This window comes from Streptomyces hokutonensis, assembly GCF_042751305.1.
Taxonomy (GTDB): Bacteria; Actinomycetota; Actinomycetes; order Streptomycetales; family Streptomycetaceae; genus Streptomyces; species Streptomyces hokutonensis_A.
On sequence record NZ_JBHYWD010000004.1, the window covers coordinates 301,744 to 328,383 of the forward strand.

General features: G+C 70.2%; 19 protein-coding genes and 1 pseudogene. 16 read left to right on the forward strand and 4 right to left on the reverse strand.

All coding sequences use genetic code 11. The features are described from left to right. The first annotated feature begins 210 nt into the window (after positions 1-210). Positions 211-3,189 (forward strand): excinuclease ABC subunit UvrA, encoded by a 2,979-nt coding sequence (gene uvrA, locus ACFXC1_RS13780; protein ID WP_381242345.1) that lies wholly within the window; start codon positions 211-213, stop codon positions 3,187-3,189. 74 nt (positions 3,190-3,263) lie between these two features. Here the strand turns inward: uvrA and ACFXC1_RS13785 are convergent, their stop codons facing one another. Beyond that, positions 3,264-4,175, reverse strand: a complete 912-nt coding sequence (locus ACFXC1_RS13785; protein WP_381242347.1) for a carbohydrate kinase family protein — start codon at positions 4,173-4,175, stop codon at positions 3,264-3,266. Continuing rightward, a complete protein-coding gene (locus ACFXC1_RS13790; protein ID WP_381242349.1) occupies positions 4,172-5,257 on the reverse strand; it encodes a LacI family DNA-binding transcriptional regulator in 1,086 nt (361 codons plus the stop codon). Before ACFXC1_RS13790 ends, ACFXC1_RS13785 begins: the two co-directional genes overlap by 4 nt. Positions 5,258-5,466: 209 nt before the next feature. Here ACFXC1_RS13790 and ACFXC1_RS13795 point away from each other — a divergent pair, with 209 nt between their 5' ends. Continuing rightward, entirely contained in the window at positions 5,467-5,889 is a 423-nt protein-coding gene (locus tag ACFXC1_RS13795; RefSeq protein ID WP_381242351.1) for a Rieske (2Fe-2S) protein, read from the forward strand. Positions 5,890-5,916: 27 nt separating this feature from the next. On the opposite strand, the gene ACFXC1_RS13800 is transcribed toward ACFXC1_RS13795, so the two are convergent. After that, a complete protein-coding gene (locus ACFXC1_RS13800) occupies positions 5,917-6,861 on the reverse strand; it encodes a hypothetical protein (protein ID WP_381242353.1) in 945 nt (314 codons plus the stop codon). A 212-nt stretch (positions 6,862-7,073) separates the two neighbouring features. Further along, positions 7,074-7,427: a response regulator gene (locus tag ACFXC1_RS13805; RefSeq protein WP_381242354.1), complete on the reverse strand. Its 354-nt coding sequence runs from the start codon at positions 7,425-7,427 to the stop codon at positions 7,074-7,076. On the opposite strand from ACFXC1_RS13805, the pseudogene ACFXC1_RS13810 reads away from it, so the two are divergent. The 14 genes and pseudogenes from ACFXC1_RS13810 to pgi form a co-directional block, all read left to right on the forward strand. Next, a pseudogene (locus ACFXC1_RS13810) lies at positions 7,380-9,293 on the forward strand (PAS domain S-box protein); the annotation flags it as partial. The gene ACFXC1_RS13805 and the pseudogene ACFXC1_RS13810 sit on opposite strands and share 48 nt — an antisense overlap. A 917-nt stretch (positions 9,294-10,210) precedes the next feature. Then, the gene (locus tag ACFXC1_RS13815) at positions 10,211-10,882 is read left to right on the forward strand and encodes a response regulator transcription factor (RefSeq protein WP_381242356.1); all 672 of its coding nucleotides are present in this window, start codon (positions 10,211-10,213) and stop codon (positions 10,880-10,882) included. An 86-nt stretch (positions 10,883-10,968) separates the two neighbouring features. Continuing rightward, positions 10,969-13,020 carry an excinuclease ABC subunit UvrC gene (uvrC, locus tag ACFXC1_RS13820; protein ID WP_381242358.1) on the forward strand — a complete coding sequence of 684 codons (2,052 nt, stop codon included), beginning with the start codon at positions 10,969-10,971 and terminating at the stop codon, positions 13,018-13,020. Then, positions 13,017-14,021 (forward strand): RNase adapter RapZ, encoded by a 1,005-nt coding sequence (rapZ, locus tag ACFXC1_RS13825; RefSeq protein WP_381242360.1) that lies wholly within the window; start codon positions 13,017-13,019, stop codon positions 14,019-14,021. Before uvrC ends, rapZ begins: the two co-directional genes overlap by 4 nt. Continuing rightward, complete coding sequence (locus ACFXC1_RS13830; protein WP_026150944.1) at positions 14,018-15,085, forward strand: gluconeogenesis factor YvcK family protein; 1,068 nt, start codon at positions 14,018-14,020, stop codon at positions 15,083-15,085. The genes rapZ and ACFXC1_RS13830 overlap by 4 nt, the downstream gene beginning before the upstream one ends. Beyond that, on the forward strand, positions 15,076-16,065 hold the full coding sequence (whiA, locus tag ACFXC1_RS13835) for a DNA-binding protein WhiA (protein WP_019067568.1): 990 nt from the start codon (positions 15,076-15,078) through the stop codon (positions 16,063-16,065). Before ACFXC1_RS13830 ends, whiA begins: the two co-directional genes overlap by 10 nt. A 164-nt stretch (positions 16,066-16,229) precedes the next feature. Next, complete coding sequence (locus ACFXC1_RS13840; RefSeq protein WP_381242363.1) at positions 16,230-19,187, forward strand: M14 family metallopeptidase; 2,958 nt, start codon at positions 16,230-16,232, stop codon at positions 19,185-19,187. A 189-nt stretch (positions 19,188-19,376) separates the two neighbouring features. Continuing rightward, on the forward strand, positions 19,377-20,387 hold the full coding sequence (gene gap / locus ACFXC1_RS13845; protein ID WP_359605297.1) for a type I glyceraldehyde-3-phosphate dehydrogenase: 1,011 nt from the start codon (positions 19,377-19,379) through the stop codon (positions 20,385-20,387). 159 nt (positions 20,388-20,546) lie between these two features. After that, positions 20,547-21,758: a phosphoglycerate kinase gene (locus tag ACFXC1_RS13850; protein WP_381242365.1), complete on the forward strand. Its 1,212-nt coding sequence runs from the start codon at positions 20,547-20,549 to the stop codon at positions 21,756-21,758. A 6-nt stretch (positions 21,759-21,764) separates the two neighbouring features. Then, positions 21,765-22,541: a triose-phosphate isomerase gene (gene tpiA, locus ACFXC1_RS13855; RefSeq protein WP_381242367.1), complete on the forward strand. Its 777-nt coding sequence runs from the start codon at positions 21,765-21,767 to the stop codon at positions 22,539-22,541. 104 nt (positions 22,542-22,645) lie between these two features. After that, positions 22,646-22,879 (forward strand): preprotein translocase subunit SecG, encoded by a 234-nt coding sequence (gene secG / locus ACFXC1_RS13860; protein WP_078532404.1) that lies wholly within the window; start codon positions 22,646-22,648, stop codon positions 22,877-22,879. A 206-nt stretch (positions 22,880-23,085) separates the two neighbouring features. After that, positions 23,086-23,421, forward strand: coding sequence for an RNA polymerase-binding protein RbpA (locus ACFXC1_RS13865; RefSeq protein ID WP_003957010.1), 336 nt, complete (start codon positions 23,086-23,088; stop codon positions 23,419-23,421). Between the two features lie 132 nt (positions 23,422-23,553). Beyond that, positions 23,554-24,822 (forward strand): MFS transporter, encoded by a 1,269-nt coding sequence (locus ACFXC1_RS13870; protein ID WP_381242369.1) that lies wholly within the window; start codon positions 23,554-23,556, stop codon positions 24,820-24,822. A 54-nt stretch (positions 24,823-24,876) separates the two neighbouring features. After that, complete coding sequence (gene pgi, locus ACFXC1_RS13875; RefSeq protein ID WP_381242371.1) at positions 24,877-26,529, forward strand: glucose-6-phosphate isomerase; 1,653 nt, start codon at positions 24,877-24,879, stop codon at positions 26,527-26,529. The last annotated feature ends 111 nt before the right edge of the window (positions 26,530-26,640 follow it).

Sequence of the window (26,640 nt, forward strand, 5' to 3'; positions counted from 1 at the left end):
CCCGCCACACCTTTGGGTGAAGGTGGTGAAGCCGTGCCGTAAATCGAATGCACGTGCTATATCGTCGGGTGCGGCGTCGGGCATGCTGGAAGGCCGGAGGTTGTTATGCCTCGGCCGGGATTCCGACCGGCGTTGTCAGTGGCTCCCCCTAGTCTGAGAACGACGGGGGCCCCGCCCCTGTCACTTCTCTCAAGAAAGGTGCGGACCGGCGTGGCCGACCGTCTCATCGTCCGTGGCGCGCGCGAGCACAATCTGAAGAATGTCTCGCTCGACCTGCCACGCGACTCGCTCATCGTCTTCACGGGCCTGTCCGGGTCGGGCAAGTCCTCCCTGGCCTTCGACACGATCTTCGCCGAGGGCCAGCGGCGCTACGTGGAATCGCTCTCCTCGTACGCCCGCCAGTTCCTCGGCCAGATGGACAAGCCGGACGTCGACTTCATCGAAGGTCTCTCCCCGGCCGTCTCCATCGACCAGAAGTCGACCTCGCGCAACCCGCGCTCGACGGTCGGCACCATCACCGAGGTCTACGACTACCTGCGTCTGCTCTTCGCGCGCATCGGCAAGCCGCACTGCCCCGAGTGCGGCCGCCCGATCACGCGCCAGTCGCCGCAGGCCGTCGTCGACAAGGTCCTGGCACTGCCCGAGGGAAGCCGCTTCCAGGTCCTGTCGCCGCTGGTGCGCGAGCGCAAGGGCGAGTTCGTCGACCTGTTCGCGGACCTCCAGACCAAGGGCTACAGCCGCGCGCGCGTGGACGGCGAGACCATCCAGCTCTCCGAGCCGCCCGTCCTGAAGAAGCAGGAGAAGCACACCATCGAGGTGGTCATCGACCGCCTCACGGTGAAGGACTCCGCCAAGCGCCGCCTCACCGACTCCGTGGAGACCGCCCTCGGGCTGTCCGGCGGCATGGTCGTGCTCGACTTCGTCGACCTCCCCGAGGACGACCCCGAGCGCGAGCGCATGTACTCGGAGCACCTGTACTGCCCCTACGACGACCTGTCCTTCGAGGAGCTGGAGCCCCGCTCCTTCTCCTTCAACTCGCCCTTCGGCGCCTGCCCCGAGTGCTCCGGCATCGGCACGCGCATGGAGGTCGACGCCGAGCTGATCGTCCCGGACGAGGACAAATCCCTGGACGAGGGCGCCATCCACCCGTGGTCGCACGGCCACACCAAGGACTACTTCGGCCGTCTCATCGGCGCCCTCGCGGACGCCCTGGGCTTCCGCACCGACATCCCCTTCGCGGGCCTCCCGCAGCGCGCCAAGAAGGCCCTGCTCTACGGCCACAAGACCCAGATCGAGGTCCGGTACCGGAATCGGTACGGCCGTGAGCGGGTCTACACGACGCCCTTCGAAGGCGCCGTCCCCTTCGTCAAGCGCCGGCACGGCGAGGCGGAGAGCGACGCCAGCAGGGAGCGCTTCGAGGGCTATATGCGCGAGGTGCCCTGCCCCACCTGTCACGGCACGCGACTGAAGCCCGTCGTCCTCGCGGTCACGATCATGGACAAGTCGATCGCCGAGATCTCCGGGATGTCCATCAGCGACTGCGCGGACTTCCTGGGCGCGATGAAGCTCGACGCCCGCGACAAGAAGATCGCCGAGCGGGTGCTGAAGGAGTGCAACGAACGGCTGCGCTTCCTGGTCGACGTCGGCCTCGACTACCTCTCGCTGAACCGCGCGGCCGGCACCCTCTCCGGCGGCGAGGCCCAGCGCATCCGCCTGGCCACGCAGATCGGCTCCGGACTCGTCGGCGTCCTGTACGTCCTCGACGAGCCGTCCATCGGCCTGCACCAGCGCGACAACCACCGGCTGATCGAGACCCTGGTCCGGCTCCGCGACATGGGCAACACGCTCATCGTCGTCGAGCACGACGAGGACACCATCAAGGTCGCCGACTGGATCGTCGACATCGGCCCCGGCGCCGGCGAGCACGGCGGCAAGGTCGTGCACAGCGGCTCCCTGAAGGAGCTGCTCGCCAACGAAGAGTCGATGACCGGTCAGTACCTGTCCGGCAAGAAGGCCATCCCGCTGCCCGAGATGCGGCGCCCGCTCGACCCGTCCCGCCGGCTCACGGTGCACGGCGCCCGGGAGAACAACCTCCAGGACATCGACGTCTCGTTCCCCCTGGGTGTGTTCACCGCGGTCACCGGCGTCTCCGGCTCCGGCAAGTCGACCCTGGTCAACGACATCCTGTACACGCACCTGGCCCGCGAGCTGAACGGCGCGAGGAACGTACCGGGGCGGCACACGCGCGTGGACGGCGACGACCTCGTCGACAAGGTCGTGCACGTCGACCAGTCGCCCATCGGCCGCACCCCCCGGTCCAACCCGGCGACGTACACCGGAGTCTTCGACCACGTCCGCAAGCTGTTCGCGGAGACCACCGAGGCGAAGGTCCGGGGCTATCTGCCCGGCCGCTTCTCCTTCAACGTCAAGGGCGGTCGCTGCGAGAACTGCGCGGGCGACGGCACCATCAAGATCGAGATGAACTTCCTGCCGGACGTCTACGTCCCGTGCGAGGTGTGCCACGGCGCCCGGTACAACCGGGAGACGCTGGACGTCCACTACAAGGGCAAGTCCATCGCCGACGTCCTGAACATGCCGATCGAGGAGGCCACGGAGTTCTTCGAGGCGGTCCCCGGGATCGCCCGCCACCTCAACACCCTCAAGGACGTCGGCCTCGGCTACGTCCGGCTCGGCCAGTCCGCGACCACCCTGTCCGGCGGTGAGGCCCAGCGCGTCAAGCTCGCCAGCGAGCTCCAGCGCCGCTCCACCGGCCGTACGGTCTACGTCCTGGACGAGCCCACCACCGGCCTGCACTTCGAGGACATCAGCAAGCTCCTCACCGTGCTCGGCGGCCTGGTCGACAAGGGCAACACGGTCATCGTCATCGAGCACAACCTCGACGTGATCAAGGTGGCCGACTGGGTCGTCGACATGGGCCCCGAGGGCGGCGCGGGCGGCGGTCTCGTCATCGCCGAGGGCACCCCGGAGCAGGTCGCCGCGGTGGGGGCCAGCCACACCGGGAAGTTCCTGCGCGAGATCCTCGACTCCGACCGGATCAGCGACGGCGCCCCCGTGAAGGCCCCGCGCAAGGTGGCTGCCAAGAAGACCGCGGCGGTCGCGAAGAAGACCGCCGCGCCCGCCAAGAAGGCCACGCCCGCGAAGAAGACGACGCGGGCCCGCAAGGCCTGACCGGCGCGGAGCGGACACACGGATGCGGCGCCCTACGGGAACTCCCGTAGGGCGCCGCATCTGTTCAACGCCCGCTACAGATCGCCCAGTTCGGAGGCGTACGGCGGTTCCGCCCCCGCCCGGGAACAGGTGATCGCCGCCGCCCGCGCCGCGTACCGGAGCAACCGGGTCCAGCCGTCGCGGCCGAGGCCGGCCAGCCCCTCCGGGGACAGCGCGTCGCGGGCGGACAGACCGTGCAGCAGCGCCGCGTTGACGGTGTCGCCGGCCCCGATCGTGTCCACGACGTCGACCTTCTCGCCCGGCACCGGATACACCCTGCCGTCCCGGGTGAACGCGGTGAGACCGTCGCCGCCCTGGGTGATCACGACGGCCGAGGGACCGGCGGCCAGCCACTCGACGGGATTGCCCCCGAGCCACAGCGCGTCCTCCTCGGAGAGCTTCAGCAGCGACACATGCGGCAGCCAGCTCCTGAAACGCGCCCGGTAGGCGTCCGCGTCGGGGATCAGACCGGCCCGGATGTTCGGATCGAGCGCGGTGAACACGCCCTGCGCGGCAGCGGTCCGCATCAACTCCTCGTACGCGCTCGCGCCCGGCTCCAGGACGAGCGAACAGGTGCCGAAGGAGACCGCCTCGGTCTCGGCCGGCAGCGCGTAGGGCATCGCGAAGAGCCGGTCGGCGGTGCCGTCGACGTAGAAGGAGTAGGTGGCCGAGCCGTTCGCGTCGAGCGTGGCCGCCGCGAGGGTGGTCGGCTCCGGGCCGCGCTGTACGTCCAGGACGTCCACGTCGGCCTGCCGCAGCCCGGCGAGCAGGGCCTCGCCGAAGGCGTCCTGGGAGACGCGCGAGCAGAAGGCGGCGGCGGAGCCGAGACGGCCGAGGGCGACGGCGGTGTTGTAGGGGCCGCCGCCGAGCGCCGGCTTGAGGAGCGCGAGGGCGCCCGGGCCCTGCGGTACCAGATCGATCAGGGCCTCACCGGCGACGACGATCACGAGACGCTTCCCTTCGTGGACTGTTCGGGCTGTTCGGAGCAGCCGCACGACGTGCGGTGGACGAAGGCGGAGGGGAGCCGCAAGACCTGGGCGGGCCGGTCCGGGGTCGCGAGCCGGTCCAGCAGCAGCCGTACGGCCTCGGCGCCGATCTCCTTGCTGGGCTGGGCGATCGCGGTGAGCCGGGGCTCGAACAGGTCGGCCCAGGCGAAGTCGTCGAAGCAGCACAGCGCGAGGTCGCCGGGGACGGACAGACCGCGCTCGCGCAGGGCGCGCAGGGCGCCGATGGTCATCGCGTTGTTGGCGGTGACCAGGGCCGTGGGCGGGGCGGCGAGGGACAGCAGGGCCGCGGTGGCCCGCTCGGCGGCGGCCGACTCGGAGTCGCCGTGCGCCAACAGCCGCTCGTCGTAAGGGAGTCCGGCGGCGGCGAGGCCGTGCCGGTATCCGGCGATCCGCTCGCCGGTGGTGCTGAGCCCGGGCAGGCCCGCGACGAGGCCGATCCGGCGGTGGCCGAGTCCGGCGAGGTGGGTGACCAGCTGCGCCGTCGGTTCGATGTTCTCGGCGCACACCTGGTCGAAGGGGGCCGCCTGGCCGGAGGGGCGCGCCTGGTCGGAGGGGGACATGTCGTCCGAGGGCGCCTCGACCACCCGGTCCAGGAACACCGTCGGTACGGAGTGCCGCCCGAGGTAGGCGACCAGGGCGTCGGGGTCCGCCGACGGTGCGACGATCATGCCGTCCACCCGGCGCTCGTGCAGGAGTCGGCCGACCTTGAGCTCGTGCTCCGGGTCGTCGTGCGGGTCGGCGATGAGCAGGCTGTAACCGTGCTCCAGGGCGCCGGCCTCGACGCCCTGGAGGATCTCCGTGAAGTACGGGTTGCTGATCGCCGACACCGCGAGGCCGATGGAACGGGTGCGGGACGTCACCAGGGAGCGGGCAAGGGTGTTGGGGATGTAGCCCAGCTCCTCGATCGCGCTCAGCACGGCCTGCCGGGTGCCCGGCAGCACCGGGCGCGTGTCGTTCAGGACGTGCGAGACGGTCGCTACGGACACTCCGGCGCTGCGTGCGACGTCCGCCATGGTGGCCACCGTGGGTCCCCCCTGTCTGAAGCACGGCAGGTCTTCCGGCCCGGAACCTATCCCATCCGGCGCTCGACGTAAACGCTTGCGCAAACGTTTACGTACCGTGAGCGCTCATGGTGTGAACCCGGCTCAAAAGGGGGCGGACCTCCACCGGTATCGTCGGCCTGCACGACCTCTGAACAGCCCGAACACAGCCCGAACAGCTGGAGACCCGCATGCCCGGCCGCCCCGTCCCGAGCCGTCGTACCGTCCTGCGCGGAGCGGCCGTCGCGCCCGTCGCCGGGCTCGGACTCACCGCCTGCTCGGGCGGCGGCTCAGGGGCCTCCGCGACGCCGACCGCGCCCGTGGACCTCGGCGCGGAGAGCGAGGTCGCCAAGGGCAGTGCCAAGCTCTACCGGGACAGCAACGTGGTGGTCAGCCGGGCCGCGGACGGCACCCTCAAGGCGTTCAGCACGATCTGCACGCACGCGCAGTGCCCCATCAACAAGCTGGACGGCACGACTCTCATCTGCCCGTGCCACGGCAGCCAGTTCGACGCCACCACGGGCAAGGTGCTCCAGTCGCCGGCCACCGAGCCGCTGACGGAGCTGAAGGTGACGGCCGAGAACGGCAGGATCGTCGCGGGGCCGGGCGCCTGACCCCTGGGGCGCCGAGGCCGCGGCGGCTCACTCCCAGTCCCAGCCGATGCCCACGATCCCCGACCGCATCCGCGGCTCCACGAGGTGCACCGAGTGGTGTCCGGTCAGGCGCAGCTCCTGACGGCCGCTGCGCGGGGCCGCCGCCGAGTGCTGGGTGAAGCGGTGGCAGCGCGTCGGCAGGGTGTTCTCGTCGAAGCTCACCTGAAGCGCGTACTGGCCGCCCGCGGAACCGAAGTCGCGGACGTACTCGCGGGAGACACCGGCGGTGCCGTCCTCGACGCCGTAGCGGAAGAGGAACGTATCTCCGGAGCGCAACCGGGTGCCGAAGAGGAGTTCGGCGACCAGCATGCCGGTGTCGTGGTGCCGGCGGACGCGGCCCGTGCGGCAGTTCTCCAGGGCGTGCACTGTCATGTGCTCCGGGGTGCAGCCCGGGTCGCCGTAGTGGACCGCGATGAAGCGGTCGATGCCGTCCCGGTGGGCGCGGACGATGTGGTGCGACTCGCGGCTCGCCAGCTCGCGGCGTGGGCCGACGCGCACCCGCTCGTGGTGCCCGAAGGTGTGCAGCCCGCTGTCGGGCGTGGACTCCAGCTCGGCCAGCAGCTGCTCCAGGACGCCCGAGGCCTCGACGAAGGAGCGGTAGGAGCGGGCCGCGGGACGGGCGGCGACAGCGCGTTCCTCGGCCTCGGCGAGCAGCCGGATCAGGGACTCCTCCGGGAGCTGGAGGATCTCCTCCAGAGCGCGTACGGCGCGCAGCGACTCGGGGCGCTGCGGGCGGCGGGCGCCCTGCTGCCAGTAACTCAGGCTGGTGACGCCGACCTTGACCCCGTAGCGCGTCAGATGGTGCTGGACGCGCTGCAGCGGCAGTCCGCGGGCGGCGATGGCGGCGCGCAGTGCGACATGGAACGGGCCGCCGCGCAGGGCCAAGTCGAGTTCGGCGGTGGCGGCATCCGCCTGCTGTGTGGCGTGCGGCATGCAGGGCCCTTTCTGTGAATGTTCACAACGGCTGGTCAGGCCGTTCGCGCGGGTTGCTTCGGGGCCCCCGTCGGCGCCGGAGAAGGGTCTTCACATCCGTACGCCGTCGTTCACGCCCCGAGTTCCCCCGCATTGAAGCGTGTTGACCAAGTCCCGACAACACCTGTCGCCCAACAGTCCGGTGTGACCTGGCCGAGTCGTGGTGGGTGGGTTCAGGGCGGTGGGGCCGGGTCGCCGTCGCTCAGGACGTCTCTGATCGCCCGCGCGGACAGGGACGACTTGTCCAGGAATCCGCGCGCGGGGCTGGCGGCGATCAGTTCCTGGAAGTCCTCCCTGGAGTGGGTCGAGAAGAGAATCACCGCCGGTACGTCGCCCGCCAGGCGGCGCGCGACGTCGAAGCCGTTCTCGCCGTCGAGGTCGAGATCGACCAGGACGACGTCAGGGGCCGTCTCCCGGGCCCGGGAGACGGCGTCCGCGCCCGTCGAGGCAATACCGACGACCTCGACGCCGCCGACCGGATCGGACCGCTCGACGTGCCGGGCCGACTCGACGCCCGCAGCCGTCAACTCCGCGCCCTGCGGCTGCAGACCGGGACCGGCTCGCTCACAGCGCCCCAACTCGCCGACCAGTACGACACGATCGAGCACGATCTCCTGGAACTGGCCGCCACCCTGGAGTCCGGCCGCCCGACCCGCACCTCGGGCCAGGCCGCCGACGCCCACATCGCGCTCCTGAACGCCATCGAGGCCGCCGAACGCGAACGCACCGAGCTGGCCGTCCTGTTCGCCGCCCCGGGCGCCCCGCACCCCATCGTCACGGACCGCTGGGCCGCCCTGGAGAAGGCGCTCCTGGACGACTTCGGCCAGACCGCGCCCGCCGGCCTCAGGAGCAGGCTGTACGTCGTCCTCCTCCAGCACCCCGGGCTCGTCGTCCGCAAGACCCGCGAGACCCTCGCCGACCCGCAGGCCGAGCGGAACGCCTGGCCCACGTACGACAGTTGGCTGACCGCCTCCACCCAACGCATCGAGGCGCTGCGCGTCGTCCGGCACCGGGCCGTCGCCGAACTCGGCCGTGACGCCACGCGCGACCTGGACACCGCACGCGCGCGTGAGACCCGCGACCTCACCGTCTCGCTGGCCGTCCTGGCCGTCCTGGCCGCCGTCACCGTCCTCGCACTGGCCCTGCGGCTGTCGATCACCCGCCCGCTCAGCGAGGTCTCCGCGGGCGCCCGCGTGCTCTCCGAGGGCGATCTGTCGTACGACATCTGGTACACCGGCCGGGACGAACTCGGCGCCGTCGCCGACACGTTCCGCGAACTGCGGGTCACCACCGGGCGGCTCGCCGCCGAGATCAACGCCATGAGCGCGGCGATCGACGACAACCGGCTCGGCCACCGCGCGGACGTCGTCGCCTTCGAAGGGGCCTGGGCGCGGCTCCTGGACGGCGTGAACGGCACCATGGCGTCCTTCGCCGCCGCCCACGGGCGACGCGACAAGGCAGAGCAGGAACTGGCGAGCATCTTCCACCTCTCTCGCGACCTGTTGTGCATCGCCGGACTCGACGGCTACTTCAAGCGCGTGAACCCCGCCTTCGAGGGGACCCTCGGCCACTCCGCCGAGGCGCTGCTCGGCAGACCGTGGCTGGAGTTCGTGCACCCGGAGGACCGGGCACGCACGCGTGCCGCCCTCGACCGGCTGGCGAAGGGTGCCGAACTGGGCGAGTTCGAGAACCGCTTCCTCCGGGACGACGGCACCGAACGCTGGCTCCAGTGGAGCGCCCGCCCGGTCACCGCGGAGGGCCTGATCTACGCCGCCGTGCGCGATGTCACCGAGAGCCGCCGCGCCGCCCGTGAACAGACCGCCCTGCGCCGCGTCGCCACCCTCGTCGCGCGCGGGGTGCCACCGCACGAGGTGTTCTCCGAGGTCGCCGACCAGGTCGGCAAGGTCCTGAGCAGCGGCTCGGCCGCCGTCCTGCGCTACGGCGCCGACGGCACGGCCACCGTCGTCGGTTCCGCCCGCAGTCCCGCCGTGGAGGCCGAGACGGCCGCGGCGGCGGAGGTGGCGCGTACCGCCCGCCCCGCGCGCGTGGGCCGTTCGGTCGGCGCCCCCATCGTCCTGGACGACCGGCTGTGGGGCGCGGTCGTCGCGACCGCCGCCGGACCCGAACCGCTGCCCCCAGGCACCGAGTCCCGGCTCGCCGACTTCACCGAACTCGTCGCCACCGCACTCGCCAACGCCGACAGCCGCGACCAGCTCACGGCGTCACGGGCACGCGTGGTGGCCGCCGGGGACGCCTCCAGGCGCCGTATCGAACGCGATCTGCACGACGGCATCCAGCAGCGGATCGTCTCGCTCCAACTCGACCTCAGAATCGCCCAGTCGATGCTGGACGAACAGCCGGAGGAACTCGCCGAGCAACTGGAACACATCGCCAAGGGCCTGGACGACGCCTTCACCGACCTGCTGCAGGTCGCGCGCGGCATCCACCCCGCGATCCTCTCCAAGGGCGGCCTCGGCCCCGCCCTGCGCGCGCTCGCCCGCCGCTCGGCCGTCGCGGTGGAGCTCGACCTGCGGCTGCCCCCGGACCGCCTCCCGGAACAGACGGAGGTCGCCGTCTACTACGTGACCTCCGAGTCCCTCACCAACGCCGCCAAGCACGCGCGCGCGAGCTTCGTGCGGGTGACCGCGCGGGCCGGGGACGACGGCCTGGAGGTGACGATCGCCGACGACGGAGTGGGCGGCGCCGACCTCGGGCACGGCTCGGGGCTCATCGGACTCGTCGACCGGGTCGAGGCGATCGGCGGCAAGCTGTCGCGTCGACAGCCCACCGGGAGGGGGCACGACACTCACCGTACGGCTGCCGCAGCCCCGGACGGAGTCGTGACCCCCCGAGGAGTACGCGGTGGGGGTCCAGGCCGGGGGAGCGTGGACTCATTGACGTCGCGTACGCCTCGGGCGGTCTTCTCGGACGGAGAGGCGACCGTCCGGCTCTATTGGCGCCGCGAGGGACTCGCGCACAGCTGCCTGGCGCGCACCACGTCCGGGTCCCGGGGGTCCAGAATGTCCTTCGGGGACCGGGTGTCGTCCTCGTACCGGCGGACACGGACCGACCGCCGTCGTCTCCCCGCCCGTGTCCGCCGCATCTCCCGCAGCCCTTCCGAACCGCGGCCCGCGACCCCTCACCCGGGGCGACCGCTCCGCTCGCGTCCGCACTGCTACGAGAATCGTCCGGACCCGGCCCCTGTCGTCACGGTCAACCTCCAATTCCCACACCCGCTAGCCGTACCCGACCCGGTCCGGCAGGCTGTGCCTGGCGCACGGCACCGGTCGGGCAAGGGGCGCCTGAGACGATGGACGCATCGCAGCAGACCGCGCGGGGAAGGGTCGTCCTCGCGGACGACGACGTCCTGCTCAGAGAGGGTCTGGCGAGCCTGTGCGAACGCCTGGGCTACGAGGTGGCCGGCCAGGCCGGTGACGCGGAACGGCTCCTGGAACTGGTCCACACCGAGCGGCCCGACCTCGCGATCGTCGACATCAGGATGCCCCCGGACCACTCCACCGAGGGACTGAAGGCGGCCCGTACGATCCGGGAGCGCCACCCCGGCACCGGCATCCTCGTCCTCTCGGCGTACGTCGAGGTCGAGGAGGCCCTGGAGCTGCTGGCAGGCGGGCACAGGATCGGGTATCTCCTCAAGAGCCGGGTCACGGTCGTCGACGACTTCATCGAGGCCCTCGACCGCATCCACAAGGGCGGCTCGGTCGTCGACCCCTCCCTGGTGCACCAGCTGTTCTCGGCGCAGCGCCGCGACGATCCGCTGTCCGTCCTCAGCGCCCGCGAGCGCGAGGTGCTGGCACTGATGGCGGAGGGCCGCTCCAACTCCGGCATCGGCCGCAGGCTGTGGGGCACCGAGGGCACCGTCGAGAAGCACGTGCGCAGCATCCTGGGCAAACTCCGTCTCCCGGGGGCCGCCGACGACCACCGCCGGGTCCTGGCGGTTCTCACCTTTCTGGAGTCGCGGTAGGAGTTCCGGCCGGAGTTCAGCCGGGCGTGCCCGGCGTTGTCCACAGCCCCGCCGCGCTGTCACTCCGCGCCAGTAGGGTGTGAAACATGGCCGATCCCTCCAGCTACCGCCCCAGGCCGGGAGAGATCCCGGACTCGCCCGGGGTCTACAAGTTCCGCGACGAGCACCGCCGGGTGATCTACGTCGGAAAGGCGAAGAGCCTGCGCCAGCGCCTGGCGAACTACTTCCAGGACCTGGCCGGACTCCACCCGCGCACGCGCACGATGGTCACCACGGCCGCGTCGGTGGAGTGGACGGTGGTGTCCACGGAGGTCGAGGCACTTCAGCTGGAGTACTCCTGGATCAAGGAGTACGACCCCCGCTTCAACGTCAAGTACCGCGACGACAAGAGCTACCCGTACCTCGCGGTGACGATGAACGAGGAGTACCCGCGCGTACAGGTGATGCGCGGTCACAAGAAGAAGGGCGTCCGCTACTTCGGGCCGTACGGACACGCGTGGGCGATCCGCGACACCGTGGACCTCCTGCTGCGCGTGTTCCCCGTCCGCACCTGCTCGGCGGGCGTCTTCAAGAACGCCGCCCGCACCGGCCGCCCCTGTCTGCTCGGCTACATCGGCAAGTGCTCCGCGCCCTGCGTCGGCCGCGTCTCCGAGGAAGAACACCGCGAACTGGCCGAGGAGTTCAGCGACTTCATGGCCGGCCGCACCGGCACGTACATCCGCCGCCTGGAGCAGCGGATGACGGAGGCGGCCGAGGAGATGGAGTACGAGCGGGCGGCCCGCCTGCGCGACGACATCGAGGCCCTGCGCAAGGCCATGGAGAAGAGCGCGGTCGTCCTCGCCGACGCCACCGACGCCGACCTGATCGCGCTCGCCGAGGACGAGCTGGAGGCGGCCGTCCAGATCTTCCACGTCCGCGGCGGACGCGTGCGCGGCCAGCGCGGCTGGGTCACCGACAAGGTCGAGGACGTCACCACCGCGGCCCTCGTCGAGCACGCACTCCAGCAGCTCTACGGCGAGGAGACCGGGGACTCCGTCCCCAAGGAGGTCCTCGTCCCGGCGCTGCCCGACCCGGTTGAGCCGGTCCAGCAGTGGCTGACCGACCGGCGCGGGGCGAACGTGTCGCTGCGCATCCCGCAGCGCGGCGACAAGAAGTCCCTCATGGAGACCGTCGCGCGCAACGCCCAGCAGTCCCTGGTCCTCCACAAGACCAAGCGCGCCTCCGACCTCACCACCCGCTCGCGCGCCCTGGAGGAGATCTCCGAGGCCCTCGACCTGGACAGTGCCCCCCTCAGGATCGAGTGCTACGACATCTCGCACCTCCAGGGCGACGACGTCGTGGCGTCGATGGTGGTCTTCGAGGACGGGCTCTCCCGCAAGAGCGAGTACCGCCGCTTCCAGATCAAGGGCTTCGAGGGCCAGGACGACGTCCGCTCGATGCACGAGGTGATCACCCGCCGCTTCCGGCGCTATCTCGCCGAGAAGGAGAAGACGGGGGAGTGGGCGGACGGCGACGAGCTGGCGGACCTGAAGGACGACGAGGGGCGCCCCAAGCGGTTCGCCTATCCACCGCAGCTCGTCGTCGTCGACGGCGGGCAGCCGCAGGTCGCCGCCGCCAAGAAGGCCCTCGACGAACTCGGCATCGACGACATCGCCGTGTGCGGTCTCGCCAAGCGCCTGGAAGAGGTCTGGCTGCCCGGCGAGGACGACCCGGTGGTCCTGCCCCGCAGCAGCGAGGGCCTCTACCTCCTCCAGCGCGTCCGCGACGAGGCCCACCGCTTCGCGATCACCTACCAGCGCGCTAAGCGTGCCAAGCGTTTCCGGGCGAGCCCCCTGGACGACGTGCCCGGACTCGGCGAGACCCGCAAACAGGCACTGATCAAGCACTTCGGTTCGGTGAAGAAGCTGCGATCCGCGACAATCGATCAGATCTGCGAGGTTCCGGGCATAGGTCGCAAGACCGCCGAGACCATCGCGGTGGCCCTCGCCCAGGCGGCCCCGGCCGCACCCGCCGTGAACACGGCGACTGGAGAGATCATGGATGACATGGAAGACGGGACACCCCCGACGACGGCGGGTGCACCGGGGGAGCCCGTACCCGCGGGCGCCCCGGACGAGCGACGGGGGCAGGAGACATGAGCGAACAAGAGAAGCAGCCCACAGCGGACCGAGATCGGACGCACAAGGAAACCGGCGACGATCAGGCTCCGCAGCAAGAGGTCCAGGACGACGGAGCACAGGTGAGTACGGACAGCGCGACCCCCGGGGTGCCCGAGGCGGCCATCCCCGAGCTGGTGATCATCTCCGGCATGTCCGGGGCCGGGCGGTCCACCGCCGCCAAGTGCCTGGAGGACCTCGGCTGGTTCGTCGTCGACAACCTCCCGCCCGCGCTGATCCCCACCATGGTGGAGCTCGGCGCCCGCTCCCAGGGCAACGTCGCCCGGATCGCGGTCGTCGTAGACGTACGCGGCCGGCGCTTCTTCGACAACCTCCGCGAGTCCCTCGCCGACCTGGAGTCGAAGAACGTCACCCGGCGGATCGTCTTCCTGGAGTCCTCCGACGACGCCCTGGTGCGCCGCTTCGAGTCGGTGCGCCGCCCGCACCCCCTCCAGGGCGACGGCCGCATTGTCGACGGCATCGACGCCGAGCGCGAGCTGCTGCGCGAACTGCGCGGCGACGCCGACCTCGTCATCGACACCTCCAGCCTCAACGTGCACGAACTGCGCGCCAAGATGGACGCCCAGTTCGCCGGCGAGGAGGAGCCCGAACTGCGGGCCACCGTCATGTCCTTCGGCTTCAAGTACGGCCTCCCGGTCGACGCCGACCTGGTCGCCGACATGCGCTTCCTGCCCAACCCGCACTGGATCCCGGAGCTGCGCCCCTTCAACGGCCTCAACGAAGAGGTCTCGGCGTACGTCTTCAACCAGCCCGGCGCCAAGGAGTTCCTCGACCGGTACGCCGAGCTGCTGCGCCTCATCGCGGCCGGCTACCGGCGTGAGGGCAAGCGGTACGTGACGATCGCGATCGGCTGCACCGGCGGCAAGCACCGCTCGGTCGCCACGGCGGAGAAGCTCGCCGCGCGGCTCGTGGCCGAGGGCGTCGAGACGGTGGTCGTACACCGGGACATGGGACGGGAATGACGGGACGCAGCCCACGGCTCGGCCGGCTGCGCCGAGTGGTGCCGGAGGGACGTACGACCAGGCCCGTGGAGGCGCGCGGCGGCAAACCGCGCCGGCGCGGCACCCAGCCCAAGGTGGTCGCCCTCGGCGGCGGAATGGGCCTGTCCGCCTCGCTCACCGCACTGCGCCGGATCACCGGCGACCTCACCGCCGTCGTCACCGTGGCCGACGACGGCGGCTCCAGCGGGCGCCTGCGCGACGAACTAGGCGTGCTGCCCCCGGGCGACCTGCGCAAGGCCCTCGCCGCGCTGTGCGGCGACGACGACTGGGGCCAGACCTGGGCCCGGGTCATCCAGCACCGCTTCCAGTCCAAGGGCGACCTGCACGAGCACGCGGTCGGCAATCTGCTGATCGTCGCCCTGTGGGAGCAGCTGGGCGACCATGTCCAGGCCCTCGACCTGGTCGGCAAGCTCCTCGGCGCGCACGGGCGCGTGCTGCCCATGTCCGCCGTACCGCTGGAGCTCCAGGCGCTGGTCAAGGGGCACGATCCGGCGCGGCCCGACGACGTCGACACCGTCCGGGGGCAGGCGACCGTGGCGCTCACACCCGGCGAGGTGATGTCCGTGCACGTCGTGCCGCACGACCCGCCGGCCGTGCCCGAGGCCGTCGCCGCCGTGCTCGACGCGGACTGGGTGGTGCTCGGTCCCGGCTCCTGGTTCTCGTCGGTGATCCCGCACCTGCTGGTGCCGGAACTGCTCGACGCGCTCACCGAGACGAAGGCGCGCCGGGTACTCTCCCTGAACCTCGCTCCGCAGCCCGGAGAAACCGATGGCTTCTCCCCGCAGCGTCATTTGGAGGTTTTGGGACGACACGCCCCTAAACTCGCCCTGGACGTGGTGCTGGCCGACGAGGCCGCCGTGCCCGATCGCGCGTCGCTCACCGAAGCCGCCAAGCGGCTGGACGCCGCGGTCGAGCTGGCGCCGGTGGCCCGGACCGACGGAACTCCAAGGCACGACCCGGAGCTGTTGGCCGCCGCGTACGACCGTATTTTTCGGATGCATGGAAGGATCGGCCCATGGCGATGACGGCAGCGGTGAAGGATGAGATCTCCCGGCTCCCCGTCACCCGTACCTGCTGCAGGAAGGCGGAGGTCTCCGCCATTCTGCGGTTCGCCGGAGGCCTCCACCTGGTGAGCGGGCGCATCGTGATCGAGGCGGAGCTGGACACCGCGATGGCGGCGCGCCGGCTCAAGCGGGACATCCTGGAGATCTTCGGCCACAGTTCCGAACTGATCGTGATGGCGCCCGGCGGACTGCGCCGCGGCTCCCGTTACGTCGTCCGGGTGGTCGCGGGCGGCGATCAGCTGGCGAGGCAGACAGGCCTCGTGGACGGCCGCGGACGCCCCATCCGGGGCCTGCCGCCGCAGGTGGTCTCCGGGGCGACCTGCGACGCCGAGGCGGCCTGGCGCGGGGCGTTCCTGGCCCACGGCTCGCTGACCGAGCCCGGCCGGTCCTCCTCCCTGGAGGTCACCTGCCCGGGTCCGGAGGCCGCGCTCGCGCTGGTCGGCGCAGCCCGTCGGCTGTCGATCGCGGCGAAGGCCCGTGAGGTGCGCGGGGTCGACCGGGTGGTCGTCCGCGACGGCGACGCGATCGGCGCCCTGCTCACCCGGCTCGGCGCGCACGAGTCGGTGCTGGCCTGGGAGGAGCGCCGGATGCGCCGCGAGGTGCGCGCCACGGCGAACCGTCTCGCCAACTTCGACGACGCCAACCTGCGCCGCTCGGCCCGCGCGGCCGTCGCCGCCGGCGCCCGCGTCCAGCGCGCCCTGGAGATCCTCGCCGACGAGGTCCCCGAGCACCTGGCCGCCGCAGGCCGGCTCCGCATGGACCACAAGCAGGCCTCCCTGGAGGAGCTGGGCGCGCTCGCCGACCCGCCGCTCACCAAGGACGCCGTGGCCGGCCGTATCCGCCGACTGCTGGCGATGGCCGACAAGCGGGCCCAGGACCTCGGCATCCCGGGCACGGAGTCCAGCATCACCGAGGAGATGGCCGACAACATGGTCGGCTGAGGCCCCCCTGTCACCTGACGATCACTCAACACGCCGGTGCGGATGTCCCCTTGGGCAGCCGCATCGGCGTTTGACCGTCGCGATGCGCCCCCTTGACTCGATCATGAAGTGTCATGAGCCTGGCAACTGTTCGCTGCTGTGGCGGACAACCGCAAGGGGGGTTCATGAGACACAGAGCGAGATCGATCCTCGCTGTCGGCGCGCTCCTGATCGCCGGGGCGAGCATCGCACCCATCGCCCAGGCGCAGGGCGGGAGTTCCACGAAGGCCGACCCCGACGAGGTCAAGGTCTTCCACGCCGACGTCACCCAGAAGCAGATACCCCTGCTCCTGAAGGCCGGACAGGACGCGCACGAACTCGGCGACAACCAGTTCTCGGCCGCCGGCAAGACCTCCGTAGAGGTCTACCTGACCGACCAGCAGGCACAGAAGCTGGAGAAGCAGGGCGTCGATCTCACCGAGCACACCCTCTCGGCGAAGGCCGAGACACGCGTCGAGGACGCGGCGCAGGGCGTGTTCCGGCCGTACAGCGGAAGCGGCGGTCTGAAGGAGGAGATCGTCAAGACCGGGCAGGCCAACCCCGGTCTCACCAAGGTCGAGTCCATCGGCAAGACGATCAACGGCCAGGACATCCTCGCGCTCAAACTGACCAAGAACGCGAAGAAGACCAAGGACGGCTCCAAGCCCTCGGTGCTGTACGTGTCCAACCAGCACGCGCGCGAGTGGATCACGCCGGAAATGACCCGCCGGCTGATGCACTACTACCTGGACAACTACAAGACCGACAAGCGCATCAAGAAGATCGTCGACTCCACGGAACTGTGGTTCGTGCTCTCCGCCAACCCGGACGGCTACGACTACACCTTCAAGGACTCCAACACCCGTCTGTGGCGCAAGAACCTGCGGGACGTCAACGGCGACGGTGTCATCTCCGCCGGCGACGGCGTCGACCTCAACCGCAACTTCGCCTACAAGTGGGGCTACGACGACGAGGGTTCGTCCCCGAACCCGACGAGCGAGACCTACCGCGGCACGGCCCCCGCCTCCGAGCCCGAGACACAGGCACTCGACAACTTCGAGAAGCGCATCGGCTTCACCTACGGCATCAACTACCACTCCGCCGCCGAACTCCTCCTCTACGGAGTCGGCTGGCAGGTCGCGACGCCCACCCCGGACGACGTGCTCTACAAGGCGCTCGCGGGTACGCCCGACAACCCGGCGATCCCCGGCTACCACTCGCAGGTCTCCTCGGAGCTGTACACGACCAACGGCGAGGCGGACGGCCACGCGTCGAACGTCAACGGCATGTCGATGTTCACCCCGGAGATGTCGACCTGCCAGACCGCGTCGAACATCGACCCCAACGACGCCTGGAACGCGGCCGACTGCCAGTCCGTCTTCAACTTCCCCGACGACGAGAAGCTGATCCAGGACGAGTTCGCGAAGAACATCCCCTTCGCGCTCTCCGTCGCCGAGACGGCCGTCCACCCCGACCAGCCGAAGTCGTCCGTCGGCCTCAGCGCCGCCGACTTCACCCCGGCCACCTTCGCCACGTCGTACGCGCGCGGCGCCGACCAGACGGTCTCCGTGGTCGTACGGAAGTCCGTGCGCGACAAGGAGCTCAAGTACCGCGTCAACGGAGGTCGTACGCACGACGCGGCCCTCAAGTCCTGGAAGGGCGGCCAGACCTACGGCGGGGACGACAACCTGTACTTCGACGAGTACCGGGCCAAGGTCAAGGACGGCGACCCGGGCGACAAGGTCGAGGTGTGGTTCACCGGCCGGACGAAGGCCGGAAAGCCCACCTCCAGCGCCCACTTCACGTACACGGTCGCCAAGCTGCCCTCGGCCGACACCCTTGTCGTCGCCGAGGAGGGCGCTGCCGCCACCCAGGCGCAGGCCTATGTCGACGCGCTGAAGGCGAACGGCCGCAAGGCGCTCGTCTGGGACGTCGCCACCCAGGGCGCGCCCGACGCGCTCGCCGTGCTCGACCACTTCAAGACGGTCGTCCACTACTCGGGCCCGGCCGGACCCGGCAACGACACCCAGCTCCAGCTGCGCGCCTTCCTCAACGAGGGCGGCAAGCTGATCGAGGCCGGCGAACAGGCAGGCGGCTCCGTCTCCCTCGCCGACGGCACCCCCTCGAACGACTTCAGCCAGTACTACCTGGGCGCCTACTCGCGTACGTCGACCCCCGGGGCCACCGGCTTCACCGGCTCCGGCAAGCTCGACGGCTTCATCGGACCGCTCAGCGGCGCGCCTGGCAACCCGCTGGACCGGGCCGGTACCTACAGCGTCACCTCCGACTCGCTGTCGCCCACCAAGTACCCGCAGTTCGCGAGCGCGGGGGCGGGCAAGTTCGCCGGGACCGTCAACCCGTACGGGCCCTACGCGGGCTCCTACATGGCCGCCGCCGTCCACACCGACGACGCCTACAAGCGGCTCACCCGCACGATCGACCTCAGCGGAGTGACCGCGGCCGACAAGCCCACGCTGCGCACCGAGCTGCTGTGGGACACCGAGCCCGGCTACGACCACGCAGTCGTCGAGGTCCACACCAGCGGGGCCGACGACTGGACCACGCTCCCTGAGGTCGGCGGCGCCACCAGCACCGCCGTACCGACGGAGTGCGAGGCCGGCTTCCTGGTCGCCGAGCACCCGTGGCTCAAGCACTACCTGACGGTCGCCAGCAGCGGCTGCACCGCGACCGGCACCACCGGTTCGTGGAACAGCCTCACCGGCGCCTCCAACGGCTGGCAGCAGGTCGGCTTCGACCTGAGCGCCTACGCGGGCAAGTCCGTGGAGGTCTCGCTCAGTTACATCACCGACCCGGGCACCGGCGGCCACGGCGTCCTCGCCGACGACACCTCGCTCGTCGTGGGCGGCACGGCCACCCAGACCGAGGGCTTCGAGACCTCCCTCGGCGCCTGGACCGTGACCGGCCCGCCCGCCGGCAGCCCCGCGGTCCTGAACGACTGGACCCGCACCGGAGCCCTCTTCCAGACGTACGGCGCGGTCACCACCGACCGGACCGTGCTGCTGGGCTTCGGCCTGGAACAGGTCACCTCGGCCGCCGACCGCGCGGCCCTGCTCAAGAAGGCACTGGCGGCTCTGAAGAGCTGACTCGGTGTGACGATGTCATGAACATCCAGGGCGGTCCGTACCCCTACTGGCGGGTACGGACCGCCCTGCGGTGTATGGGGCATCTCGATGTCACCACGGAGGCCTCAGGAGGGTAGGGTCGTAGGCGGTCGGGGACATCCCATACAACTCGCCGGCACTGAGCCGGCGTACCAACGAGGAGATCGGTTCGTGACGATCCGCGTAGGCATCAACGGCTTTGGCCGCATCGGTCGTAACTACTTCCGCGCGCTGCTGGAGCAGGGTGCTGACATCGAGATCGTGGCTGTCAACGACCTGGGTGACACCGCGACCACCGCTCACCTTCTGAAGTACGACACCATCCTGGGCCGACTCAAGGCCGAGGTGTCGCACACCGCCGACACGATCACCGTCGACGGACACACCATCAAGGTGCTGTCCGAGCGCAACCCCGCGGACATCCCGTGGGGCGAGCTGGGCGTCGACATCGTCATCGAGTCGACCGGCATCTTCACGAAGAAGGCCGACGCCGAGAAGCACATCGCCGGCGGCGCCAAGAAGGTCCTCATCTCGGCTCCGGCCAAGGACGAGGACATCACGATCGTGATGGGCGTCAACCAGGACAAGTACGACGCGGCCCAGCACCACGTCATCTCGAACGCCTCCTGCACCACCAACTGTGTGGCGCCGATGGCCAAGGTTCTCGACGAGAACTTCGGCATCGTCAAGGGCCTGATGACGACGGTCCACGCGTACACGAACGACCAGCGCATCCTGGACTTCCCGCACTCGGACCTGCGCCGCGCGCGTGCCGCCGCCGAGAACATCATCCCGACCACCACCGGCGCCGCCAAGGCCACCGCCCTGGTCCTCCCGCAGCTCAAGGGCAAGCTCGACGGCATCGCGATGCGCGTCCCGGTCCCGACCGGCTCCGCCACCGACCTGGTCGTGACCCTGCAGCGCGAGGTCACCAAGGACGAGGTCAACGCCGCGTTCAAGAAGGCCTCCGAGGACGGCGACCTCAAGGGTTACCTGTCCTACACCGAGGACCCGATCGTCTCCTCCGACATCGTCGGCGACCAGGCCTCCTGCACCTTCGACTCCCTCCTGACCATGGTCCAGGAGGGCAACACGGTGAAGATCCTCGGCTGGTACGACAACGAGTGGGGCTACTCCAACCGCCTCGTCGACCTCACGGTCTTCGTCGGCGGCCAGCTCTAGTTCCCAGAGCAGGCAACTCGATGTGAGCCAGGGCTCGGGCAGCGCACGCCGCGCTGTCCGAGCCCTGCGCTGCGTGGTGATCGATCGGCTACTACGTAGTGATCGATCAGCCCTCTCGGATCCGAAGAGCCTGAAGAGCCCTCCCTAGGAGCCCCTTTCATGAAGACGATCGACGAACTTCTCGCCGAAGGCGTGGACGGCAAGCGGGTCTTCGTCCGCGCCGACCTGAACGTCCCGCTGGCCGACGGCCTCATCACCGACGACGGCCGCATCCGCGCCGTACTGCCCACGATCAAGGCCCTCGTCGAGGCCGGCGCCAAGGTGATCGTGGCCTCGCACCTGGGCCGCCCCAAGGGCGCCCCGGACCCGGCCTTCTCCCTGCTCCAGCCCGCCGAGCGGCTCGCCGAACTCCTCGGCGCGCCCGTCGCGTTCGCCCAGGACACCATCGGCCCCGCCGCCCACGACGCGGTGCGCGGCCTCGAGCCCGGCCAGGTCGCGGTCATCGAGAACCTGCGCTTCAACGCCGGCGAGACCGCCAAGGACGACACCGAGCGCGGCGAGTTCGCCGACCAGCTCGCCGCCCTGGCCGACGTCTACGTAGGCGACGGTTTCGGCGCCGTACACCGCAAGCACGCCTCCGTCTACGACCTCCCGGCCCGGCTGCCGCACTACGCCGGCTACCTCATCGCCACCGAGGTCGGCGTCCTGAAGAAGCTCACCGAGGACGTCAAGCGGCCCTACGTCGTCGCCCTCGGCGGCTCCAAGGTCTCCGACAAGCTCGCCGTCATCGACCAGCTCCTCGGCAAGGCCGACCGGCTGCTCATCGGCGGCGGCATGGCCTTCACCTTCCTCAAGGCCAAGGGCTACGAGATCGGCGCCTCCCTGGTCCAGGACGACCAGCTGCCCGCCGTCACCGAGTACGTCGAGCGCGCCGAGAAGAACGGCGTCGAACTGGTCGTCCCCGTCGACGTCGTGGCCGCGACCGCCTTCCCGGACCTGAAGACGAAGGCCCCGTCCCACCCCGTCACCGTCGCCGCGGACGCCATCCCGGCCGACCACATGGGCCTCGACATCGGTCCCGAGACCGGTGCCCTGTACGCCTCGAAGCTCGCCGACGCGGCCACCATCTTCTGGAACGGCCCGATGGGCGTCTTCGAGCACCCCGACTACGCCGAGGGCACCAAGGCGGTCGCCCAGGCCCTCGTCGACTCCCAGGCCTTCACCGTCGTCGGCGGTGGCGACTCCGCCGCCGCCGTCCGCATCCTGGGCTTCGACGAGACGGCATTCGGACACATCTCGACCGGCGGCGGCGCCTCCCTCGAATACCTCGAGGGCAAGACGCTCCCCGGCCTCGCCGCACTGGAGGACTGACCACTAATGAGCACGCGCACGCCGCTGATGGCGGGCAACTGGAAGATGAACCTCAACCACCTCGAGGCCATCGCCCACGTCCAGAAGCTCGCCTTCGCCCTCGCGGACAAGGACTACGAGGCCGTCGAGGTCGCCGTCCTGCCGCCCTTCACCGACCTGCGCTCCGTGCAGACCCTGGTCGACGGCGACAAGCTCAAGATCAAGTACGGCGCCCAGGACATCTCGGCGCACGACTCCGGTGCCTACACCGGCGAGATCTCCGGAGCGATGCTGGCCAAGCTGAAGTGCACGTACGTGGCCGTCGGCCACTCCGAGCGCCGCCAGTACCACGCCGAGACCGACGAGATCGTCAACACCAAGGTCAAGGCCGCCTACAAGCACGGCCTCACCCCGATCCTGTGCGTCGGCGAGGAGCTGGAGATCCGCGAGGCGGGCAACCACGTCGCCCACACGCTCTCCCAGGTCGAGGGCGGCCTCAAGGACGTCCCGGCCGAGCAGGCCGAGACCGTCGTCATCGCCTACGAGCCCGTCTGGGCCATCGGCACCGGCAAGGTCTGCGGCGCCGACGACGCCCAGGAGGTCTGCGAGGCCATCCGCGGCAAGCTCGCCGAGCTGTACACCCAGGAGCTGGCCGACCAGGTCCGCATCCAGTACGGCGGCTCCGTCAAGTCCGGCAACGTCGCCGAGATCATGGCCAAGCCCGACGTCGACGGCGCCCTGGTCGGCGGTGCCTCGCTGGACGCCGACGAGTTCGTCAAGATCGTGCGCTTCCGCGACCAGTGAGACCGTGAGTAGGCCTTAGCGACGATCCGTCGTACCCTTGCGGGGACATGGCTCCACAGCCGTGTCCCCGTCGTCCGTCCGAATCCGAGGAAGTTGGTCCAGCCGTGGTTTTGGGGTTCTCGATCGCCCTGATCGTCTTCAGCCTGCTGCTGATGCTGCTGGTGCTGATGCACAAGGGGAAGGGCGGCGGTCTCTCCGACATGTTCGGTGGCGGCATGGCGTCGTCCGTCGGTGGTTCTTCGGTCGCCGAGCGCAACCTCGACCGCATCACCGTGGTGCTCGGTCTGCTCTGGTTCGCCTGCATCGTCGTGCTCGGTCTGCTGATGAAGACCAACTGACCGCACGTTCCTTCGCACATTCCGTACGTAAGGCCCCATGTTCGGTACGCGCAGCTGAGCGCGGCCTATCATGGGGCTTGCGTCTAGGTGTAGGGGCTGTAACTCCAACCACTGGACGCGCGTTGGGCCTTACGTAGACTGAGGCGCTCGCAACGGAGCGAAACGCCGACTCGCTTCGCGGCACCATCACGCAGGGAGTTACGACCGTGGCAAGTGGCAACGCGATCCGTGGAAGCCGGGTCGGGGCGGGGCCGATGGGCGAGGCCGAGCGTGGCGAGTCCGCGCCCCGGCTGCGCATCTCCTTCTGGTGCTCCAACGGGCACGAGACGCAGCCCAGCTTCGCCAGCGACGCGCAGGTCCCCGACACCTGGGACTGCCCGCGCTGCGGCTTTCCCGCCGGACAGGACCGGGACAACCCGCCGGACCCGCCGCGCACCGAGCCCTACAAGACGCACCTCGCGTATGTACGGGAGCGGCGCAGCGACGCGGACGGCGAGGCGATCCTCGCCGAGGCGCTCGCCAAACTGCGGGGAGAAATCTAGGAGTTGAACCGGCCGGACGCCCACAAGGTGTCTGGCCGGAGCTGTTTCACACCCCGGCGGCAGGCCGCCTCCGGACCCATTGTCAGTGGCACCCTCTACGGTTTGCGCATCGGCGAATCGTGAGGGGGAGCAGTGACGACGGTCGAGGTGACGGGCAGTCATGTGCCCGCGTGGCGCGGGGGATTCGGGCGGCTGTGGAGCGCCGCCGTGATCTCCCGGTTCGGAGACGCGCTGCGCGGAGCCGCACTGCCCCTGCTCGCCGTCTCGCTCACCGACCGGCCCCTGCTCATCGCCTCCGTGACCGCCTGCGGCTATCTGCCCTGGATCGTCTTCGGACTGCTCGGCGGCGCGGTCGCCGACCGGGTGGACCAGCGGCGCGCGATGTGGACGGTGGACGCGGTCCGCGCCCTGCTCGTGGCCGTCTTCGCGGTGGCCGTCGCCCTCGGCCACGCCTCGATCCTGCTGCTCATCGCGCTGGCCTTCGCACTGACCACACTCCAGACCCTCTTCGACAACGCCTCTACGGCCCTGCTGCCGGCCCTCGTCGACCGCGCGGCGCTCAGCAGCGCCAACGCCCGGCTGATGACCGGCCAGCAGATCGCTGGCGGTCTGATCGGGGCACCCGTGGTGCCCCTGCTGATCGCCGCGGGGGCGGCGGTGCCCTTCGTGGCCGACGCGGGGACCTTCCTCCTGGCCGCCGCGCTGGTCGCCTCCCTGCGGGCCGGGGCACCCGAGCGGACGCCGAGACCGGCGGGCGGCACCCTGCGCGGGGAGATCGCCGACGGGCTGCGCACTCTGTGGCGCGACCGGCCCCTGCGCGGGCTGTGCGCCGCGACGGCCCTGTGCAACATCGGCATGGGCGCCCTGATCGCCACCCTGGTCGTCCTGGTGACCGGCCGGCTGCACGCGGGCACCACCGGATACGCGGCGGCGACCACCGCGTACACCGTCGGCGGCCTGGCCGGGGGAGTCCTGAACCGGCGGATCACGGTCCGGCTCGGTCCGTTGCGGAGCGTGCTGCTCGCGGGCCTCGTCCAGATCGCCGCCCTCGTCGTCATGGGCAGCGTGCGCAGCCTGACCGCCGTGGTGGCGGCTCTCGCGGTCTTCGGCTTCATGGGAATGCTGTGGAACGTCAACACGACCACGCTGATGCAGCAGCGCACCCCCGCCGACATGCTGGGCCGGGTCAGCTCCGCCTTCCGTACCCTGGCCGTCGCCGGAGCCCCGCTGGGCGCCCTCCTCGGCGGCCTCACCGCGACGGCCTGGGGACTGAACACACCCGCGCTGCTCACCGCCGCCTTCTTCGTCCTGTCGGTCATCGCACTGATACCTGGGGTCAAGCCGGACGTACCTGTTGTTGCCCCGCAGGACGGCGCGACGTCGGCTCACGCCACGGGCTGATCAATTAGGTTGGAACCGGCCCCCAGGTCGGTAGGAAAGAAGGCTGAAGTCGCAATGAACGCAGACGGCCGTACCAGGCTCAACCAGACGCCCGAGTGGACCGCGTTGGCCAAGCACCGCGAGGAGCTCGGCGAGGTGCAGCTGCGGGAGCTGTTCGCCGCCGATCCCGGACGCGGCACCGGCTACACGCTCCGGGTCGGTGACCTGCACCTCGACTACTCGAAGCACCTCGTCACCGACGAGACCCTGCGGCTGCTGCACGCGCTGGCCGCGGCCACGGACGTGTTCGGGCTGCGGGACGCCATGTTCCGCGGCGAGAAGATCAACGTGACGGAGGACCGCGCGGTCCTGCACACCGCGCTGCGTGCCCCGCGCGACGCGGTGATCGAGGTCGACGGCGAGAACGTCGTCCCGGCCGTGCACGCCGTACTCGACAAGATGGCGAACTTCGCCGAGCGCGTCCGCTCCGGCGAGTGGACCGGTCACACCGGCAAGCGCATCAAGAACATCGTCAACATCGGCATCGGCGGCTCCGACCTCGGTCCGGCGATGGCGTACGAGGTGCTGCGCAGCTTCACCGACCGCGATCTGACGGTCCGCTTCGTGTCGAACGTGGACGGCGCCGACCTGCACGAGGCCACCCGCGACCTCGACCCGGCCGAGACGCTGTTCATCATCGCGTCGAAGACGTTCACCACCATCGAGACGATCACCAACGCGACCTCCGCCCGCGACTGGCTGCTCACCGAGCTGAAGGCCGGTCAGGACGCCGTCGCCAAGCACTTCGTGGCGCTGTCGACGAACGCCGGCAAGGTGAGCGAGTTCGGCATCGACACGACCAACATGTTCGAGTTCTGGGACTGGGTCGGCGGGCGTTACTCGTACGACTCGGCGATCGGACTGTCGCTGATGATCGCGATCGGACCGGACCGCTTCCGCGAGATGCTCGACGGTTTCCACCTCGTCGACGAGCACTTCCGCACCGCACCCGCCGAGTCCAACGTGCCTTTGCTGCTTGGCCTGTTGGGCGTCTGGTACGGCAACTTCCACGACGCGCAGTCGCACGCCGTACTGCCCTACAGCCACTACCTCTCCAAGTTCACCGCGTATCTCCAGCAGTTGGACATGGAGTCCAACGGCAAGTACGTGGGCCGGGACGGCCAGGAGGTCGACTGGCAGACCGGGCCGGTGGTGTGGGGCACGCCCGGTACGAACGGGCAGCACGCGTACTACCAACTCATCCACCAGGGAACGAAGTTGATCCCGGCCGACTTCATCGGCTTCGCCGAGCCGGTGGCCGAGCTGAGCGGCGGCCTCAAGGCGCAGCACGACCTGTTGATGGCCAACTTCTTCGCGCAGACACAGGCGTTGGCATTCGGCAAGACACCCGACGAGGTGCGTGCCGAGGGTGTGCCGGAAGAGCTGGTCCCGCACAAGACGTTCAAGGGCAACCACCCCACCACTACGATTCTGGCCCGCGAGCTGACCCCGTCGGTCCTCGGCCAGCTCATCGCGCTCTACGAGCACAAGGTGTTCGTGCAGGGCGCGGTCTGGAACATCGACTCCTTCGACCAGTGGGGCGTCGAGCTGGGCAAGGTCCTCGCCAAACGCGTCGAACCCGCCCTGACCGAGGGGGCAGAGGTGCCGGGCCTGGACGCGTCGACGACGGCCCTGGTCGCCAAGTACCGGGAGCTGCGCGGCCGTTGAGACACGGAAGAGGGGGGGGGAGGCGGTTTGGGAGGGGGGGTGATTGGGGCGCGCGGGGGTTGGGGTATTCCGGCGGTGTAAAGCCCGCGCGCGGGGGGGGTTTATAGATAA